This is a genomic window from Mesorhizobium loti CJ3sym (genome assembly GCF_000472785.1).
Lineage (GTDB): Bacteria > Pseudomonadota > Alphaproteobacteria > Rhizobiales > Rhizobiaceae > Mesorhizobium > Mesorhizobium loti_E.
This window is the reverse complement of sequence record NZ_AXAL01000022.1, coordinates 110037-126603: the sequence shown is the minus strand read 5'-3', so window position 1 is coordinate 126603 and position 16567 is coordinate 110037. Positions and strand designations below refer to the sequence as shown.

The following is a 16567-nucleotide window of genomic DNA, read 5'->3' as shown; positions in this document are numbered from 1 at the left end:
ACTTCGCTTTAACGGACCTGGCTTTTGACGAAATCCTTGACGATCGACACGATGCCGCGCGACAGCAGGCTGTCGAAGGCATCGACGAAGCGGTCGACATGCTCGCGCTGGCAGATCAGCGGCGGCTCGAGCCGGATGACGTTGCGGTTGTATTCGGTGAAGGCGACGAGCACGTCGTAGTCGCGCAGCAACAGCGCGCCGACGAAACCCGACAGCGAGCCCTTCAGCTTGTCGTCGAGCACGCTGACGATCGGGCGCAGCACCATCGGCAAGGTCTGCGAGAAGTCGTGGAACTCGAGGCCGATCATGAAGCCTTTGCCGCGCACATCCTTGATGATTTTCGGATATTTGTCCTTGAGCGCTTGCAGGCGCTGCAGCAAATAGTCGCCGGTGACGGCGGCGTTGTCGATCAGCCCCTCGTCATAGAGCACGTTGATCCCCTCTATCGCGGTGACGCAGGCCTCGCCCATGCCGCCGAAGGTTGCCATGGCATGGATCATCGCCGTTTTCGGCGTGCCATAGGCCTTCATGTAGACTTTGCGTCGCGCGATCATCGCGCCGACAGCCGCCTTGCCAGCGCCGAGCGACTTGGCCAGCGCCGTCACGTCGGGAACGACGCCGTAATGCTCGAACGCATAGAAACGGCCTGAGCGGCCATAGCCGCACTGCACTTCGTCGGCGACCCACAGCACGCCATACTGGTCGCAGAGCGCCCGCAGCTTCTGCCAGTATTGTGCCGGGGCCTGGATAATGCCGCCACCACCCTGGATGGTTTCGAGCACGATGACGCCGACCTCCGGATCGGATCGGAACAGGCGCTCGACCGCCTCAATGTCGCCGAAGGGAATGCGCACCGTATTGTCGGCCATCTTGAAGTCGGCGCGGTAGAGTTGGCCGTCGGTGATGCCGAGCACGCCTTTGGTCTTGCCGTGGAAGGAATTCTCGGCATAGACGATCTTCGGCCGCTTCGGACCGGCGGCGCGTTCGGCAAGCTTCACCGCCGCTTCCATCGCCTCCGAGCCGGACGAACCCAAAAAAACCATGTCGAGGTCGCCAGGCGAGCACTTGGCGATGTTGTGCGCAAGCGCTGCCGCATATTGCGACATGAAGGCGATGGCGATTTCCTGGCGCTTCTCCTCCTGGAACTTCTTGCGCGCTTCGAGGATGCGCGGATGGTTGTGGCCGAAGGCCAGCGAGCCGAAACCACCGAAGAAATCGAGTATCTTGCGGCCGCTCTGGTCGATGTAGAACATGCCTTCGGCGCGCTCGATCTTGATCTTGTGGAAGCCGAGCAGCTTCATGAAATGAAGCTGGCCGGGATTGAGATGCGCCTTGAACAGATCGGTCATGCGCGCGACGTCCATCGCCTTGGCCTGCTCGACGCTGATCAGATCGGGCTTGGCAATGGTGACGGGCGACAGCGCCGGCGCGCTGACCATGGTGCGTGCATTCGTCTGTTCGGGCTTGGCCATGACGGTCATTCAATCTCCTGTCCGCGCTTACGACCAACGTCGTGCGCCTTAAAACTGTTTGGCAGGCCCACTATTCGGCAGGCACATGTTTGGTGGCGACGGCATGCCCGGCCTTCTTGGCGCGGTATTCACTGTAGGCGGCGATCAGCATGTCCTCGTCGCGATATTGCGGCACCCAGCCGAGCTGACGCTCGGCCTTGGACACGTCGAGCACACACTCCTCGTCGGCGATCAGATACTGTTCCGGATCCATGATCGGCATGTTCATGAGATCGAGCAGGTCGAGCGTGCGCTTGACAGCCCATCCGGGTGTCGGGATCAGCAGCGATTTCGAGCCGGCATGCCGGATCAAATCGCCGAGCAATTTCTTCACCGGCGGCGGATTGAGCGAGCCGAGATTATAGGCTTCGTTGGGCACGCCGGCTTTCCAGGCGGCGCGGGCAGCTTCCGCACAATCGAAAACAGAAATGAACTGATAGGGGTTGCGGCCCGAACCGATCATCGGCACCGGAAGGTTCCAGTCGATCAACTTGAACAGTTTCTCGAGGATGCCGAGCCGGCCCGGCCCGATGATCAGGCGCGGCCGAAACAGCGAGATTGACATGCCGCGCTTGCGCCATTGCGCGGCGAGTTCCTCGGTCTTCTGCTTTGACCAGCCATACTCGCCGAGCGGTGCGACCGGATGCTCCTCGGTCATCGGCTGGGTGACCGTGTGACCGTAGATCATGTCGGTCGTGTAATGGACGAGCCTTGGCGCGCCGGCCTTGTCCATGGCCTGCATGATGTGCTCGGTGCCATGGAAATTGACCGGGAAGAAGAAGTCGTGCCGCTTGGCCCGAACCTGGATCGGCGACAGCATTTTGGCCGACAGATTGTAGACCATGTCGTCGGCCTTGAGCCCGACGGCGGCGACCGACGCCGGATTGGTGACGTCGCACTTGATAAAGCGGACGTTTCGATAGTGCGGCAGGTCGCTCTTGACTATGTCGGCGACGACGATGTCTTCGCCATCGGCCACGAGCTTCGGGGCAAGATGACGGCCGACGAAGCCGTCACCGCCGAAAATCACATGTCTCATCGAACGGTCTCGTTTGCAGGGATCTTGTCGGGCGAAAGGGAAGCCGTCTGTTCGTCATGCACACGCCCGCTCTGCGCGATGAGTATCGTGCCAACGCAGATGAAGGCGATGCCGGCGATGCGCCAGCCATTGAGGTCCTCGCGAAAAACGAAATAGGCGAAGATGGCGACAGCGACATAAGCGAGGCTGAGGAACGGATAGGCAAAGGAGAGCTCGACCTTCGACAGCACATAGAGGTGCGAGGCCATGGAAATCACGAAGGTGCAGAGCCCAAGGAACACCCAGGGGCTGAAGACGATCTGCAGCAGCTTGAGGAGCGGATTGACGCCCTCGAACGAGATCGGGCCAAGCGACATCATGCCTTGCTTGAGCATCAGCTGCGCAGCGGCATTGGTCATGACCGTAAAGAGAATGAAGACGATATATTTCATGCCTGCTCACCAACCCCGTGACATCGAGTAATACAAACCTGAAAAGATTTCGTGAACTCACAAGAATGTTTTGAGTAAACCTTACGATTAATCATTCTATAACCACGATTCATTCCAATTTTATCTATTCGCCCAATCTTATCTACTCCGCTGCCTCGGCGCCGCGCCGCAGCAGGTCGATGCGGCCAGCCGTGCGTGCCCAGAAATCAGACATGAAGGCAGGATCGCGCAGCGCCTCCAGCCGCGGCCAGTCCGCAAAGGAGGCGGCGAAGGTTGCAGCACTCATGCGCGCATCCTTGTAAGGGTTGACCGCCCCGCCGGCCGCGATGGTGATGCGGTCGAGCTCGCCAAGCAGGGCAAGCGTCGCTGCTCCCCTGTGGGGAAAATCCAGCGTCAGCGTATAGCCCGGCCGCGGGAACGACAGCAGCGCCGGCGAGCGGATCGAACCGAAGCGTTTCAGCACGGTGAGGAAGGAGCCTTGCCCGGCCCGGCGGGCCGCCGCGAGCAACTCGGGCACAGCGATGCGCGCAACCTCTTCCGGCACCACGCTCTGGTGTTGGAAGAGCCCATTGGGGCCATAAAGCCGGCTCCAGTCACGCACACCGTCGAGTGGAAAGAAAAAACCGAGGTAGCCGGTGTGACGCGGCACGGTCCCACGGCCTTTCTTCCACCGGTAGGCTGCATTGAAAGCGGTCAGGAACGGCCGGTTGAGCACATTGAACGGCGGCTGGAACGGAACCCCGAGACTGCCGCCGGCGCGCGTCGCCGCATGCGAGCCATGCTCGGCGTGGTTGCCAGTGAACAGCAGTCCGCGCCCGCTGTTGCGGCCGCCGGCGAGTTGGTCGATCCAGGCGACGGCATATTCATTGGCCTCGTCGGCCGTTTCGGCCAGCTCGAAGAATTCGCCGAGGTCGCGAAACGGCGTCGTCTTCTCGACGATGTCGAGCGAATGCACCCGCATCAGCCGGATCGAGGCCGACAGGATCAGACCGGTCAACCCCATGCCGCCGATGGTAGCCGCAAACAGGCGTGGATTGTCTGATGCCGAGCAGCGATAGGTTTTTCCATCGGAGCGCAGCAGCGTAAAGCTTTCCACATGGCAGCCGAACGTGCCACGCCGATGGTGGTTCTTGCCGTGCACATCGTTGGCGATGGCGCCGCCAAGCGTGACGAATTGCGTGCCCGGAACCACCGCCGGAAAGAAGCCGTAAGGTGCTGCATGCGCGATGATATCGGACAACAGCACGCCGGCATCCGCTTCGAGCACACCGGACTCGGCGTTGAAGGCGCGGATATGGTTCAGGGTTCGCATATTCACGACCGCGCCGGCCTGGTTCTGGCAGGAATCGCCGTAGGAACGCCCGTTGCCATAGGCCAGCAGCGACGCTTCCTTTGCCTGGCCGCCCTTCAGCAGCGCAATGGCATCGTCCGCGTGGATCGCACGTGGCGCTGGCGGCGTGGCACGGCCAAAGCTCTGGAACCGTCCCGCCATGCCTACCAGCCCCCGATGACCAGCAGCACGGCGCCGATCAGCACCACGATCTGGCTGCGCCAGTCGCGGATGATGAAGACGACCGGGTCGTCATTCATCTCGTCGCGGCGCGCCAGAATCCAGACGCGTATGGTGAGGTAGAGCACGATCGGCGGCAGCGGCCAGATCAGCCAGGGATGTGGATAGAGTTCGCGCACCGCGACACTGTCCATGTAGAGCGCCAGCACCAGCGCCGACGAGAAGGCGGACGCCATGCCGGCCTGGGCGACGATCTCCTGGTCCTCCGTGCGATAGCCGCGGCCGGCAATGCGTTCGCCGGGCGGAATGGCGGTGGTGCGCAGTTCGACAAAGCGCTTCACCAGCGCCAGCGACAGGAAGAAAAAGATCGAGAAGGCGAGCAGCCAGAACGAGACGGCGACGCCGGTTGCGGCCGCACCGGCGATCACACGGATCGTGTAAAGGCCGGCAAGCGTCAGCACGTCGACCAGCAGCATGCGTTTGAACGACAGCGAATAGGCCGTTGTGACGACCATGTAGCCGCCGAGCACAGCCAGGAATTCGGGCGAGAGAAAGAGCGCGGTGCAGACACCGATCGCCAGCAGCACCACAATCGCGCCAAGGCCGAACGGGATCGACAGCGCGCCGCTGGCAAACGCCCTGTTGCGCTTGGTGGTGTGTTTGCGATCGAGCGCGAGGTCGAAGAAATCGTTGAGGATGTAGATCGCCGACGCAACCGCGCTGAACGAGATGAACGCCAGCAGGCATTCCCAGATCATGTTCGAATTGAAATATTCGTGCGACAGCACCATCGGCACGGCGATCAGCGAGTTCTTCAGCCACTGGTGCACGCGCAGCATCTTGACGATCGTCCGCAAGGTCGGCTTCGGCGCCGGCATCGTTTCGGCGCCATGCGCCGCTTGCCAGCGCGCGGCATGACGGTCGGGCGCAACGACAATCGCGTTGCGCGCGGCATCGAAGACCTGAAGGTCATGGCGGCTGTTGCCGGCATAGTCGAAGCCGCCATCGCCATAGGCCGCGACCAGCGAAGCACGCTTCTTGCCCGAGGTGAGATTGTCGAGGCCGTCGGTTGCCAGCACCCGGTCAAAAATGCCGAGATGGGCTGATATGGCGTCGGCGAACTTGCGCGGCGTACCCGTCGCCAGCACGATCTTGCGGCCTTCGGCGTGTTCAGTACGGAGCCGGTCGAGCAACGGCGCGCGATAGGGCAGCGTCGCAGGGTCGATGTCGATGCGCTGCGCGATCGCCTGCTTCAGCCGCGCCGGCCCGCCAGCCACCCAGAATGGCACCAGGAAAATGTAGAGCGGGTTCTTCTTGAGGAGGAGGAACAATCCTTCCCACAAAAGGTCGGTTGCGATCAGAGTACCGTCTAGATCGACCGCAAGCGGTATTGCGTTCCTGTCCGACCGCGCGTCCATGCCCGTCCTGCCCTGTCAGCGTGTGATCCGGAAATCCGGAATCCCGTTGCGCGCCGCGTTTCGGCGTCTTCACACTGGTATAGCGGGGGATGGCGTAGCGAACGTTAAAACGCCCGGTTGTGGGCGGCTGCCGCGGTGGTATTTCCGGCGTCATTGTTAAGCAACCGCTACCGGAAACGATAAAAGGCCGAGCAAATGCCCGGCCTTTGCAATCATGCCGTCGAGATTACTTGATGCGGGCGACGCCGCCGGAAATTTCGACGATTTCCGAACCGGTCAGGGCTTCGAGGTCACCGTTGGGCAAGGTGACGAAGCAGCCATTCTGGCAGAACTCGACGGTTTCACCGCCGGCCAGCGCAAGCTCGGTCTTGCTGCCGCCCTCCGTCACGACCAGCGTGCGGGTCTCGGCATCCTTGTTGACCGCGCTGGCGGCATGGGCCGAACCGCTCACGGCAAGCAAGGCCACGGCAGCGACGAGAGACTTCCACATTTTGCAATATCGGTGTTCCCACCGCCTCTGTTGCATTTCGCAAGGCATTTTCGCCTTTGCATGGGAGCTTATATGAGATGGAAGCTGAACCGCAACTGAATGCCGCATTCATGCCGCAATTGGCTTTGGGTTCTCCGGTGGCGTCCGTGGGCGCACTCCTTGGCCTCTGTTAATTTCGCCGAACGGCACGATATGATGCCGTAGACGGCAAACGCGAAGAATGACCATGCACGACAACTGGCTGGAAACGATCGGCGTTGGGGTTGAGTCGCGAAGGATTACCGCCGGGCTGACCCATTATGTGCCGGCATCGATCAACCATCGGCTCGGCATCCATGTTGGAGCACCGGTCAACGCGTCGTGCCATTGCGATGGAAAACATCATCGGCGGGTCCAGTCCGACGGCGACATCGATATCGTGCCCGCCGGGCTCGACGGCGACTGGCAAGATGACGCGGACTGCACCATCCTGCGGCTGTGGGTCAGTCCGGCTCTCGTTCGGCGTGCCGCCGAGGACCTCGACATCGATCCGGACCGGGTCGTCGTCAATCCGCAGTTCCAGCGCCGCGATCCGAGGATCGAACACATCGCCCATGCGCTGGCGACCGGGCTGAGCCCGGACGTGCCATCCGACCGGCTGTATTTCGAAAGCCTGGCAAAGGCGCTGGCGGTGCGGATCATCCAGGGTGCTGCGTCAAAGCCGGACGTTCCAGCCAGGCAAACGCTTTCCTTTAGCCAGAAGCGACGGCTGGCCGATTTCATCGAAGCCAATCTCGACCAGGATCTTTCGCTGGATGAGTTGGCGCAGGTGGCCGCCACAAGCGTTTCACACCTGAAAGTGTTGTTTCGCCGCACCTTCGGTCTCCCGCCCCACCAATATGTCATCCATCGCCGCGTTGAGCGGGCCAAGACCTTGTTGCATCAAGGGAAAATGCCGCTCAGCCAGATCGCGTTGGAGGCAGGCTTCGCGCATCAGAGCCATATGGCGCAAAGCATGAAGCGCATCCTCGGCGTCACGCCTGCCGCACTTGTCCGCATGCAGCGATAACGCGTCGAACCCCAACTTGATCATCCGTTCTTGCGCTCCGCCGTCCATATGTGAGCGACCTGAGCACACCGATCCGGCACTCCTAGCATTCATCGGTCAGACTGAAGGATACGGATATGTTTGTTGTCTTGGGCGCTGCTGGAAAGATCGGACGAGCCACCATTGGTGCGCTGCGTAAAGGTGATGTTCCGGTCAGAGCCGTGGTACGAAATTCGTCGCACGCCGAAGAATTCCGTGAGCTCGGCTGCGAGGTAGATGTTGCAGACCTGCGCGACACGCCATCTCTGACGCGGGCAACAAGGGGCGCGACTGCCGTACAGGTCATTTGCCCGACCGGCGCCCGCGCCGACGATGCTTCGGCTGAGATGGAGGCCACCATCCGCTCCGTCGTCGATGCGCTCGATCAAGTCAGGCCACAAAGCATTCTGGCGATCTCGGGCTATGGCGCGCAGCTTGCCGCCGGCACCGGCATCACGCTCACCTTCCACCATCTGGAATCGCAATTGAAGACGATCCCGGCGGCTTTGACGGTGCTGCGCTCCGCCGAGCACATGCAGAACTGGAACCGCCTGGTTGGCCGGGCGATCGAGACCGGCATACTGCCGAGCCTGCATCATCCCGTCTCCAAATCCTTCCCGACCGTGTCGGCCGGCGATGTCGGCCTGATGCGGCCGATCTCCTGCTTTCGGGCAATGGCGATGCGCTGCGCGTGATCCATGCCGAAGGGCCTGATCGTTACAGCGCAACCGACGTGGCGCGAACGCTTGGGGATATCGCCGGCCGCGAGATATCAGCCCGCGAACTGCCGAGGCAGGACTGGGTCCCCGCGCTCACCGGCGGCGGCATCAGCGCGAGTTACGCCGAACTGGTGGCGACGATGTTCGACGCTCACAATGCCGGCCGCATCGATGCGGAACAAGGCGTCGGCGAGATCAGGCGCGGCAAGACCGATCTGCGCGCGGTGCTGACCGCGCTGATCGAGAACCGCGAAAAGGTCTAGAGCAATTCCAGGAAAAGTCTGAAACGGTTTTCCGCCCGGAATTGCGTCAAAACAAACAGTTAGAGCAGTTCACCGTTTCCGTGAAAAGGTGAACTGCTCTAGTCGGGATCGGGTTTGCGCACCTTGCGTCCTGATTTGGCGAGTTTCTTCGCCTCGGCCACGGCATCTGCCTTCGCTTGCTCCTGTTCGACGAAATCGGCCTCGATCTTGTCATCGTCGGTCGGCCAGGCCTTGGGCTTGGACACCTCGACCACGGCGCGCGGCGTCGAGGGGATCTCGATGTGCTCGCCGTTGAATTTTTCCAGCACGGCAAAACGAATGTCGTTCTGTACGGCGCTGCCGTTCATGATATCGGCCAGGAACACGCGGATTTCGAATTCCAGCGCAGCCGCACCGAAATTGGAAAACAGAACGAAGGGCTCGGGATTCTTCAGCACCAGCGGATGGCTGCGCGCGATTTCCAGCAGGATGCCATGCACCTGCTTGACGTCGCTGCCATAGGCGACGCCGACCTTGATCTCGACACGGCCGAGCTTGTTGCGGTGCGTCCAGTTGCCGACGGCGTTGTTGATCAGGTTCGAATTGGGCAGGATCACCGACTGCCGCTGGAAGGTCTCGATCTCGGTGGCGCGCACGCTGATCTTCTTGACCGTGCCGCTGACGTCGCCGGCCACGATCCAGTCGCCGACCTTGAATGGCCGCTCGGCCAGAAGGATCAGGCCAGAGACGAAATTGGACACGACATTCTGCAGGCCAAAACCGATACCGAGGGAAAGCGCACCGGCGACCAGTGCAAGGCTGGAAAGGTCAATGCCGGCGGCCGATATGCCAACCAGCCCCGCCAACGCTACGCCAGCATAGCCGACCGCCAGCCGGATCGAGTTGCGCACGCCAGTGTCGACCTTGCCGCGCGCCATGACAGAGCCGTCGAGCCAGCCCTGGAACCAGCGCGTCAGGAAATAGCCGATGATGAAGACGACGATGCCGGACAGGATACCAGTGACCGAGATCGTCACCGAACCGATATTGATCCCGGTTGCCAGCTTGTAGGCCCAGGCCTCGATGTCACCGGGCTGAAACCCCCACATCAGCAGGATCAGGGGCAGGAAAACCAGCACGATCATCACGTTGATGGCGACGCTGACGACAAGGCCGAGCTGGTCGAGTGCCGTATCCTCGTAGCTGGAATTGGCCGACAGCCAGCGCCCGATCGAGGTGTCGGCGAAAGCCCCCTCCTCGCCGATCGCCCGCGCCGACAGGAAGCCGATATAGGCGGTAATGAGCGCGGTGCCGGTGACAACGACCTGCAGCGACACGAACAGCGCAAGGCCGATATAGCCGAGCAAGGCGGCGACGATGGTGAACAGGCCAAGTGCCAGCGACAGATAGCGCAGCCATGCCGGCCACGGCCGCCAGCTTCCGTCGCGCGCCTTGAATGGCCTCAGCATCGCCATCAGGATCAGGATGATGCCGACGACGATGGTGGCGACAAAACTGCGGGCGATAGTCAGCGACAGCGGCGAGCCCATCTTGTCGTTGATGACCGACAGGAAGGTGTTGACGCTGATGACCACGGCCATGGCGGTGGCCAGGCGCACCAGCCAGCGCGCCGGCCCGGTCTCGACCGGGATAAGGCGCCAGTTCGGCAGCCGTGGCGATAGTGCCGCATTGATCAGCCGGTTGACGCAGAACACGACGCCGATGACAGTTGCCAGCGCGTTCAGGAAGAGGCCAATGTCACCGCGCAACACGTTGTAATAGTTGAAAAAGAAGATGGTCGAGACAAGAAAGGCGCCAACCGCCAGTGTCGGCAGCAATGTCGACCAGAAGGCCACGGACAGGCGACTGAGATAGGATGGATCTTCATTTTTGGCCTCGGCTTCGAAAACCCTTCCGAACAGCCTTCTGCCGCCGACCAGCAACACCAGCGCCAGCCCGAGCGCAACGAAGGTTGCCGCCAGAATGGCCTGGAACTTGAACTTGATGGCGAAGCTCAGCCAGGACGAGACCGCCTTGTAGAAATTGCCGAATTCGTCCCTGGCGTCGGAAAACACCTGCGGACTGAGTGCGTCGGACAGCACGTAGCGTTTGGTCAGAAAGTTACGGAACAAATCGCTGCGCATCTTGCCGATCTTGTCGATCAGCCCGTTGATACGGATCGACAAGGCCTGCGCCTGTGAGATGACCGCGTTGATCTCAGCTTTTTCCGATGTCAGCGCCTCACGCTCGCCGCTGACGATGTCGGGCTCCGGCGACTGGCCGGCCGCTGGTGCCGGCCCGATCTGCTCAAGCCGGCTGTTGATCTCGCCAAGGCGTGTGCGGAAGGCCAGCGCGCTGGTCAGCGATTGCCGTGACAGTTCCTCGAGTTGCAGGCGGACATCGACCAGGCTGCTGTCGTCATCGGCATTCTGCTGGACCTGTTTGTCAAAATTGTCGGTCTTGGTCGTCAGGGCCTGGATGATCTTCTGCTGGTCGGCGACCAGTCCGGCGGGCGCCTGGCCGACGCCTTGCGCGGCCGCTTCGAACGACAACGGGGCCGACACGACTAGCGCGATAACAAGAATGAGGCGAAGCAATCGAAAAAGCATGACGTATCGGCGACTCACGAGCGGCAAAGGCAGTCAAAGAGCCTGTCCTTGATAAAGACGGCCATATCATGGGGCAAGCCGTAGCATCCGATCGCTGTCCCATGCGATCGTGGGCGTCGGCCAGTCGAAAGGCCATGGCGCAATATTGGCTTTGCGCATGCGGCCTGCTCTATACCATGCCGCATCGCCCGAACCGGATGACATCAATGGCAGAGTACTCGGCCTTTTCGCTGCTTGCGAACGCGCTCAAGGGAAACAAGGACTGGAAGCCGGCCTGGCGCAAGCCCGACCCGAAGGCATCCTATGACGTCATCATCATCGGCGGTGGCGGTCACGGTCTGGCGACCGCCTACTATCTGGCCAAGGAACATGGCATCACCAATGTCGCCGTCCTGGAAAAGGGCTGGCTCGGCTCCGGCAATGTCGGCCGCAACACTACGGCCGTGCGCTCGAACTATCTCTTGCCCGCCAACACCCGCTTCTACGAACATTCGATGAAGCTGTGGGAGGGCCTATCGCACGAGCTCAACTACAACGTCATGTTCTCGCAACGCGGCTGCCTGAACCTGGCGCACACGCCGGCCCAGTTCGACGACTATGCCAGACGCGGCAATGCCATGCGCCATCTCGGCGTCGACGCCGAATTGATGACCCCGGCGCAGATCAAGCGCCTGATCCCGGCGCTCGATATCTCCAGTGATGCACGCTTCCCGGTGATCGGCGGCCTGATGCAACGGCGCGCCGGCACCGCTCGCCACGATGCCGTGGCCTGGGGCTATGCGCGCGGAGCCGACCGCCGCGGCGTCGATATCGTCGAGAATTGCGAAGTCACCGGCTTCCTGCGCGATGGCCATCGCATTACTGGCGTCAGCACGTCGCGCGGCGACATCCGCGCCAAGAAGGTAGCGGTCGCGGTGGCCGGCAGCACCGGGCGCGTCATGCAGCTCGCCGGCATCGAGACGATGCCGATCGAGAGCCATGTGCTGCAGGCCTTCGTGACGGAATCGCTGAAACCCTTCATCGACACCGTCGTGACCTTTGGCATGGGCCATTTCTACATGTCGCAGTCCGATAAGGGAGGCCTTGTCTATGGCGGCGACATCGACGGCTACAACAGCTACGCCCAGCGCGGCAACCTGCCCATCGTCGACGAGGTGATGAGCGAGATGCTGGCGCTGTTTCCGGGCCTTGCGCGTGTGCGCATGCTGCGCTCCTGGGGCGGCGTCTGCGACATGTCGATGGACGGCTCGCCGATCATCACCACCGGCCCCTTGCCCGGCATGTATCTCAACTGCGGCTGGTGCTATGGCGGCTTCAAGGCGACGCCGGCCTCTGGCTGGACCTTTGCCTGGACCATCGCCAAGGACGAACCGCACGACTTCAACGCGCCCTTCACGCTCGACCGTTTCCACCGCGGCCTCGTCATCGACGACAAGGGCCAGGGCGCGAATCCCCGACTTCACTAAGCAAGGCTTCATTAGGAACATCCTGTGCTCATCACTTGCCCCTATTGCGGCCCGCGCGACGTCATCGAGTTCACCTATCAGGGTGATGGCAATCGTGAGCGTCCCGACCCTGCCTCGCAGAATTTCGAGGCGTGGAACGCCTATGTCTATGACCGGCTGAACCCGGCCGGCGACCATAACGAGATCTGGCAGCATTCCGGCGGTTGCCGCGCGCATCTCAGGGTCGTGCGCAACACGCTGACGCATGAGATTTCAAGTGTCGCCTTCGTGCGCGGCGACCATGCCCCGGCCACGCGCCGCAAGGCGGAGGACAAGGCATGAGCCCGCGCCGCACCGACACCGGCGGCCGAATCGACCGGCTGAAGACGATCCGCTTCACCTTCGACGGCGTTGCCTATACCGGCCATGCCGGCGACACGCTAGCATCCGCGCTGCTGGCCAAGGGTGTCACGCTTTTCGGGCGCTCGTTCAAATACCACCGCCCGCGCGGCCTGCTCACGGCGGGCGTCGAGGAGCCCAATGCGCTGGTGACGGTGCTGAAGGGCGAGGTGCGCGAGCCCAATATCCCGGCGACCATGGTCGAGATCCATGACGGACTGGTGGCGATCAGCCAGAACCGCTTCCCCTCGCTGGCCTGGGACATCAACGCCGTCAACCAGCTTGGCGGCAAGATCCTGTCGGCCGGCTTCTACTACAAGACCTTCATGGGGCCGGTGATCGGTCCGCTCAAGGGCACACGTTTCTGGATGTTCTGCGAGCACTTTATCCGTCGCGCCGCCGGCCTCGGCAGCGCCGGATCGGCAAAAGACCCGGCCCGTTACGAGCGCATGAACGCCTTTTGCGATGTGCTGGTGGTCGGTTCCGGCCCGGCCGGCCTGATGGCCGCCAAGACCGCCGCCGATCAAGGCGCCCGCGTTATGCTGGCCGATCTCGAACCGCGTTTCGGCGGCTCGACCAACTGGTCCGATGAAACCATCGATGGCGCACCGGCCGCCGATTGGGCGCGCCGCACCGTTGCCCAGCTTGAAGGCCGCGACAATGTCCGGCTTCTGCCGCGCACCACGGTCTGGGGTTACTACGACAACAACACGCTTGCAGCACTCGAAAGGGTCAGCGACCACAAGGAACAGACCGCCAAGGGCGAGCCGCGCCATCGCTACTGGGCGATCCGCGCCAGATCCGTGGTGCTGGCCACCGGCGCTTTTGAGCGCCCGCTGGTCTTCCCGGGCAATGACAGGCCGGGCGTGATGCTGGCGCATGCGGCGGAACGCTACGCCAACGAGTTCGGTGTGCTGCCGGGCGAGCGGATCGCACTGTTCACCAACAACGACAGTGCCTATCGCGCAGCCATCGCCTTAAAAAAGGCAGGTGCCGCGATCGTCGCCATCGCCGATGTCCGGTCCGAGCTTTCGCCAGAGATGCGCAAGCTGGCGACGGAGGCCGAAGCGGAAATCTTTGCCGGCCATGCCGTGATCGCCACCGAGGGTGGCAAGGCACTCTCGGGTATCAAGGTGCAGCGTTTCGACATGGTCACCGGAGCGTTGAGCGGCGATGAACGCAGCATCCATACCGACTGCCTGCTGATGTCCGGTGGCTGGTCGCCCACAATCCATCTCGCCAGCCAGGCCGGCGCCAAGGCGGAATGGAGTGCTGCACGGCAAGCTTTTCTGCCACCGAAGCCGACGCAGCAGTGGCCAACACAGCAATGGATTGGTGCTGGCGCCTTCACCGGCAGTTTTTCCACTGCCGAGGCGATCGCCGAAGGCCGCGCTGCCGGTCTTGCTGCCGCAGGTGGAACGAGCACGCCGGCGGCGTTGCCCACGGTCGAGGCTGCACCGGGTGATCCCGATCCGGCGCCGGTCTTCGAGATCAGGGCCAAGGGCAAGAGCTTTGTCGATTTCCAGCATGACGTGACGGCTGAAGACGTGCGGCTGGCGCACCGCGAAGGCTTTGTCTCGGTCGAGCATCTGAAGCGCTACACCACGCTCGGCATGGCGACCGACCAGGGCAAGAGCTCCAACATTCCAGGCCTTGCCATCATGGCCGAAGCGTTGGGCAAGCCGATCCCCGAGGTCGGCACGACGCGCTTCCGCCCGCCTTTCGCGCCGGTGTCGATCGGCTCGCTGGCGGCGGAGCGTTTTGGCGATTTGAAACCCGAGCGGCTGACGCCGATGCACGACTGGCATCTCGCCAATGGCGCGAACATGTATTCCGCCGGCCTCTGGTACCGGCCGATGATCTACGGGCTTTCGGGCGAAACCATCGAACAGGCCTATGTGCGCGAAGCCAGGGCAACGCGCGAAAGCGCAGGCATCGTCGATGTTTCGACGCTCGGCAAGATTGCCGTGCAGGGCCCTGACGCCGCCGCGTTCCTCGACCGTGTCTATACCAACATGTTTTCGACACTCGCTGTCGGCAAGGCCCGCTATGGCCTGATGCTGCGCGAGGACGGCCTTGCCTTCGATGACGGCACCACCTGGCGGCTTGGCGATCAGGATTTCCTGATGACCACTACGACCGCCAACGCCGGTAAGGTGATGCAGCATTTGGAATATTTCCTCGACGTGATCTGGCCGGAGCTGAAAGTCCACGTCACCTCGGTGACCGACGAATGGGCGGGTGCGGCGATCGGCGGGCCGAAGGCCAGGCAGATCCTCGCCGCCTGCGTCACCGGCACCGCGGTCGACAATGCCACCTTGCCCTTCATGGGCATCGTGCGTGGCGAGATAGCAGGCGTGGCCGTTATGATCTGCCGGCTGTCCTTCTCCGGCGAGATGGCCTTCGAAGTCTATTCCGGCGCCGGCCATGGCACCCATGTCTGGGAAGCGCTGGTCGAAGCCGGCAAGCCGTTCGGGCTGGTTACCTACGGGCTCGAGGCGCTGGGCACGATGCGCATCGAGAAGGGCCATGTCACCGGCGCCGAGATCGACGGGCGCACCACGGCGCGCGACCTGCATCTCGACTGGATGCTGTCGAAGAAGAAGCCGTTCATCGGCTCGGCGACGATGGACCGCGAAGGCCTGATCGCGTCCGACCGGCTGGAACTGGTCGGCCTTATCGCGTTGGACAACCGGCCGCTCAATGGCGGCGCGCACATTGTCGAAGAACTCGACGAGGCCAATCCGCATGGCTCGATCGGCCACATCACCGCCTGCTGCTATTCGCCGGCGCTCGGCAAGCATATCGCGCTGGCTCTGGTCGAGGGTGGCAAGTCACGGCATGGCACCCGCGCCCACGTCTCCGATCCGCTGCGCAACCGGTTCGGACCGGTCGAGATCGTCTCCAACCATTTCTACGATCCGGAAGGGACCCGCATGCATGGTTGAGCGCCAATCCCCGCTGGAACCGGAGTTTCACACCGGCTCGCACGGCAATTTCGAGCATGGCGTCGAGATTCTTCTCACCGAAACAAGGCCGGGTTCGATCGTGCAGCTCACCGCCTGGCCGGGCGAAGAGAAGACGCTGATGGCGGCCATCCGCACCTTCACCGGCCTTGCGCTGCCCGACGGTGCCGGCGGCGGCCTGAGCGACGGCGCGAAGTCGGTGTTCGGCTTCGCGCCCGGAAAATTCACCGTGACTGATGAAGCCGAAGGGCTGGCCGCAGCCTTCGCCAAGGTGGTGACGCCGGCCATCGGCACCGTGACCGACCTTTCGCATGGCCGCATCGCCATCCGCATTGCCGGACCGAAGGCCGAATGGGTGCTAGCGAAATTCTTTGCCATCGACTTCGCGCTGCCGGCCTTCCCCATCGGCGCCGGCCGCTCGACTACCCATCACGACGTCTTCGCCCAGATCCAGCGCACCAGCGCTGATCAGTTCGACATCTATGTCTTCCGCTCCTTCGCGCGCTCGTTCTGGAAGGCGCTTTGCCATGCCAGCGAGGAAGTCGGCTACGAGGTGCAGTAGAGCAATTCCAGGAAAAGTGTGAAGCGGTTTTCCGTCCGGAATTGCATTGCGGCCCCGCCGCTTCTGGCCTCAATGCCGGCCGGTTCTGCCGCTAGAGAATCGCACGGCAGGCGCCCATGATTGAAAGACATGGCCGCCTAACCGGTCCAAGGGATACAAA

At 62.4% G+C, this 16567-nt stretch carries 14 protein-coding genes; 7 read left to right on the top strand and 7 right to left on the bottom strand.

The genetic code is table 11. The features are described from left to right. Positions 1–8 precede the first annotated feature (8 nt). The 6 genes from A3A9_RS0126920 to A3A9_RS0126895 all read right to left on the bottom strand — a co-directional run bounded on the left by A3A9_RS0126920 (position 9) and on the right by A3A9_RS0126895 (position 6399). Positions 9–1439, bottom strand: coding sequence for an aspartate aminotransferase family protein (locus A3A9_RS0126920; RefSeq protein WP_245279128.1), 1431 nt, complete (start codon positions 1437–1439; stop codon positions 9–11). Between the two features lie 103 nt (positions 1440–1542). After that, positions 1543–2550, bottom strand: a complete 1008-nt coding sequence (locus A3A9_RS0126915) for an NAD-dependent epimerase/dehydratase family protein (protein ID WP_027061405.1) — start codon at positions 2548–2550, stop codon at positions 1543–1545. Continuing rightward, the gene (locus A3A9_RS0126910) at positions 2547–2981 is read right to left on the bottom strand and encodes an EamA family transporter (protein ID WP_027061404.1); all 435 of its coding nucleotides are present in this window, start codon (positions 2979–2981) and stop codon (positions 2547–2549) included. The genes A3A9_RS0126915 and A3A9_RS0126910 overlap by 4 nt, the downstream gene beginning before the upstream one ends. 142 nt (positions 2982–3123) lie before the next feature. Continuing rightward, complete coding sequence (locus A3A9_RS0126905) at positions 3124–4473, bottom strand: FAD-binding oxidoreductase (protein WP_027061403.1); 1350 nt, start codon at positions 4471–4473, stop codon at positions 3124–3126. A 2-nt stretch (positions 4474–4475) separates the two neighbouring features. After that, positions 4476–5909, bottom strand: coding sequence for a UbiA family prenyltransferase (locus A3A9_RS0126900; RefSeq protein WP_027061402.1), 1434 nt, complete (start codon positions 5907–5909; stop codon positions 4476–4478). A gap of 226 nt (positions 5910–6135) precedes the next feature. Then, entirely contained in the window at positions 6136–6399 is a 264-nt protein-coding gene (locus A3A9_RS0126895) for a hypothetical protein (RefSeq protein WP_027029501.1), read from the bottom strand. 220 nt (positions 6400–6619) lie between these two features. On the opposite strand from A3A9_RS0126895, the gene A3A9_RS0126890 reads away from it, so the two are divergent. The 3 genes from A3A9_RS0126890 to A3A9_RS45880 all read left to right on the top strand — a co-directional run bounded on the left by A3A9_RS0126890 (position 6620) and on the right by A3A9_RS45880 (position 8447). After that, the gene (locus A3A9_RS0126890) at positions 6620–7447 is read left to right on the top strand and encodes an AraC family transcriptional regulator (RefSeq protein ID WP_027061401.1); all 828 of its coding nucleotides are present in this window, start codon (positions 6620–6622) and stop codon (positions 7445–7447) included. A 116-nt stretch (positions 7448–7563) separates the two neighbouring features. Beyond that, complete coding sequence (locus A3A9_RS41350; protein WP_245279127.1) at positions 7564–8160, top strand: NAD(P)H-binding protein; 597 nt, start codon at positions 7564–7566, stop codon at positions 8158–8160. Then, positions 8157–8447, top strand: coding sequence for a hypothetical protein (locus A3A9_RS45880; RefSeq protein ID WP_245279126.1), 291 nt, complete (start codon positions 8157–8159; stop codon positions 8445–8447). Before A3A9_RS41350 ends, A3A9_RS45880 begins: the two co-directional genes overlap by 4 nt. Positions 8448–8545: 98 nt before the next feature. Here the strand turns inward: A3A9_RS45880 and A3A9_RS0126880 are convergent, their stop codons facing one another. Beyond that, the gene (locus A3A9_RS0126880; RefSeq protein WP_027061400.1) at positions 8546–11035 is read right to left on the bottom strand and encodes a mechanosensitive ion channel family protein; all 2490 of its coding nucleotides are present in this window, start codon (positions 11033–11035) and stop codon (positions 8546–8548) included. Positions 11036–11241: 206 nt separating this feature from the next. Here A3A9_RS0126880 and A3A9_RS0126875 point away from each other — a divergent pair, with 206 nt between their 5' ends. The 4 genes from A3A9_RS0126875 to A3A9_RS0126860 are packed head-to-tail and all read left to right on the top strand — an operon-like array spanning position 11242 to position 16407. After that, positions 11242–12501, top strand: coding sequence for a sarcosine oxidase subunit beta (locus A3A9_RS0126875; RefSeq protein ID WP_027061399.1), 1260 nt, complete (start codon positions 11242–11244; stop codon positions 12499–12501). Between the two features lie 24 nt (positions 12502–12525). Then, positions 12526–12822: a sarcosine oxidase subunit delta gene (locus A3A9_RS0126870; RefSeq protein ID WP_027061398.1), complete on the top strand. Its 297-nt coding sequence runs from the start codon at positions 12526–12528 to the stop codon at positions 12820–12822. Continuing rightward, on the top strand, positions 12819–15827 hold the full coding sequence (locus A3A9_RS0126865; RefSeq protein ID WP_027061397.1) for a sarcosine oxidase subunit alpha: 3009 nt from the start codon (positions 12819–12821) through the stop codon (positions 15825–15827). Before A3A9_RS0126870 ends, A3A9_RS0126865 begins: the two co-directional genes overlap by 4 nt. Then, positions 15820–16407 carry a sarcosine oxidase subunit gamma gene (locus A3A9_RS0126860; protein WP_027061396.1) on the top strand — a complete coding sequence of 196 codons (588 nt, stop codon included), beginning with the start codon at positions 15820–15822 and terminating at the stop codon, positions 16405–16407. Before A3A9_RS0126865 ends, A3A9_RS0126860 begins: the two co-directional genes overlap by 8 nt. Positions 16408–16567 lie beyond the last annotated feature (160 nt).

Excerpts from the sequence above, each read along its gene's own strand:
- A3A9_RS0126915 (WP_027061405.1), bottom strand. The coding sequence starts at position 2,550 with ATGAGACATGTGATTTTCGGCGGTGACGGCTTCGTCGGCCGTCATCTT.
- A3A9_RS0126895 (WP_027029501.1), bottom strand. The coding sequence starts at position 6,399 with ATGTGGAAGTCTCTCGTCGCTGCCGTGGCCTTGCTTGCCGTGAGCGGT.
- A3A9_RS0126875 (WP_027061399.1), top strand. The coding sequence starts at position 11,242 with ATGGCAGAGTACTCGGCCTTTTCGCTGCTTGCGAACGCGCTCAAGGGA.
- A3A9_RS0126860 (WP_027061396.1), top strand. The coding sequence starts at position 15,820 with ATGGTTGAGCGCCAATCCCCGCTGGAACCGGAGTTTCACACCGGCTCG.
- A3A9_RS0126910 (WP_027061404.1), bottom strand. The coding sequence starts at position 2,981 with ATGAAATATATCGTCTTCATTCTCTTTACGGTCATGACCAATGCCGCT.
- A3A9_RS41350 (WP_245279127.1), top strand. The coding sequence starts at position 7,564 with ATGTTTGTTGTCTTGGGCGCTGCTGGAAAGATCGGACGAGCCACCATT.
- A3A9_RS0126865 (WP_027061397.1), top strand. The coding sequence starts at position 12,819 with ATGAGCCCGCGCCGCACCGACACCGGCGGCCGAATCGACCGGCTGAAG.
- A3A9_RS0126890 (WP_027061401.1), top strand. The coding sequence starts at position 6,620 with ATGACCATGCACGACAACTGGCTGGAAACGATCGGCGTTGGGGTTGAG.
- A3A9_RS0126905 (WP_027061403.1), bottom strand. The coding sequence starts at position 4,473 with ATGGCGGGACGGTTCCAGAGCTTTGGCCGTGCCACGCCGCCAGCGCCA.
- A3A9_RS0126900 (WP_027061402.1), bottom strand. The coding sequence starts at position 5,909 with ATGGACGCGCGGTCGGACAGGAACGCAATACCGCTTGCGGTCGATCTA.
- A3A9_RS0126920 (WP_245279128.1), bottom strand. The coding sequence starts at position 1,439 with ATGGTCAGCGCGCCGGCGCTGTCGCCCGTCACCATTGCCAAGCCCGAT.
- A3A9_RS0126880 (WP_027061400.1), bottom strand. The coding sequence starts at position 11,035 with ATGCTTTTTCGATTGCTTCGCCTCATTCTTGTTATCGCGCTAGTCGTG.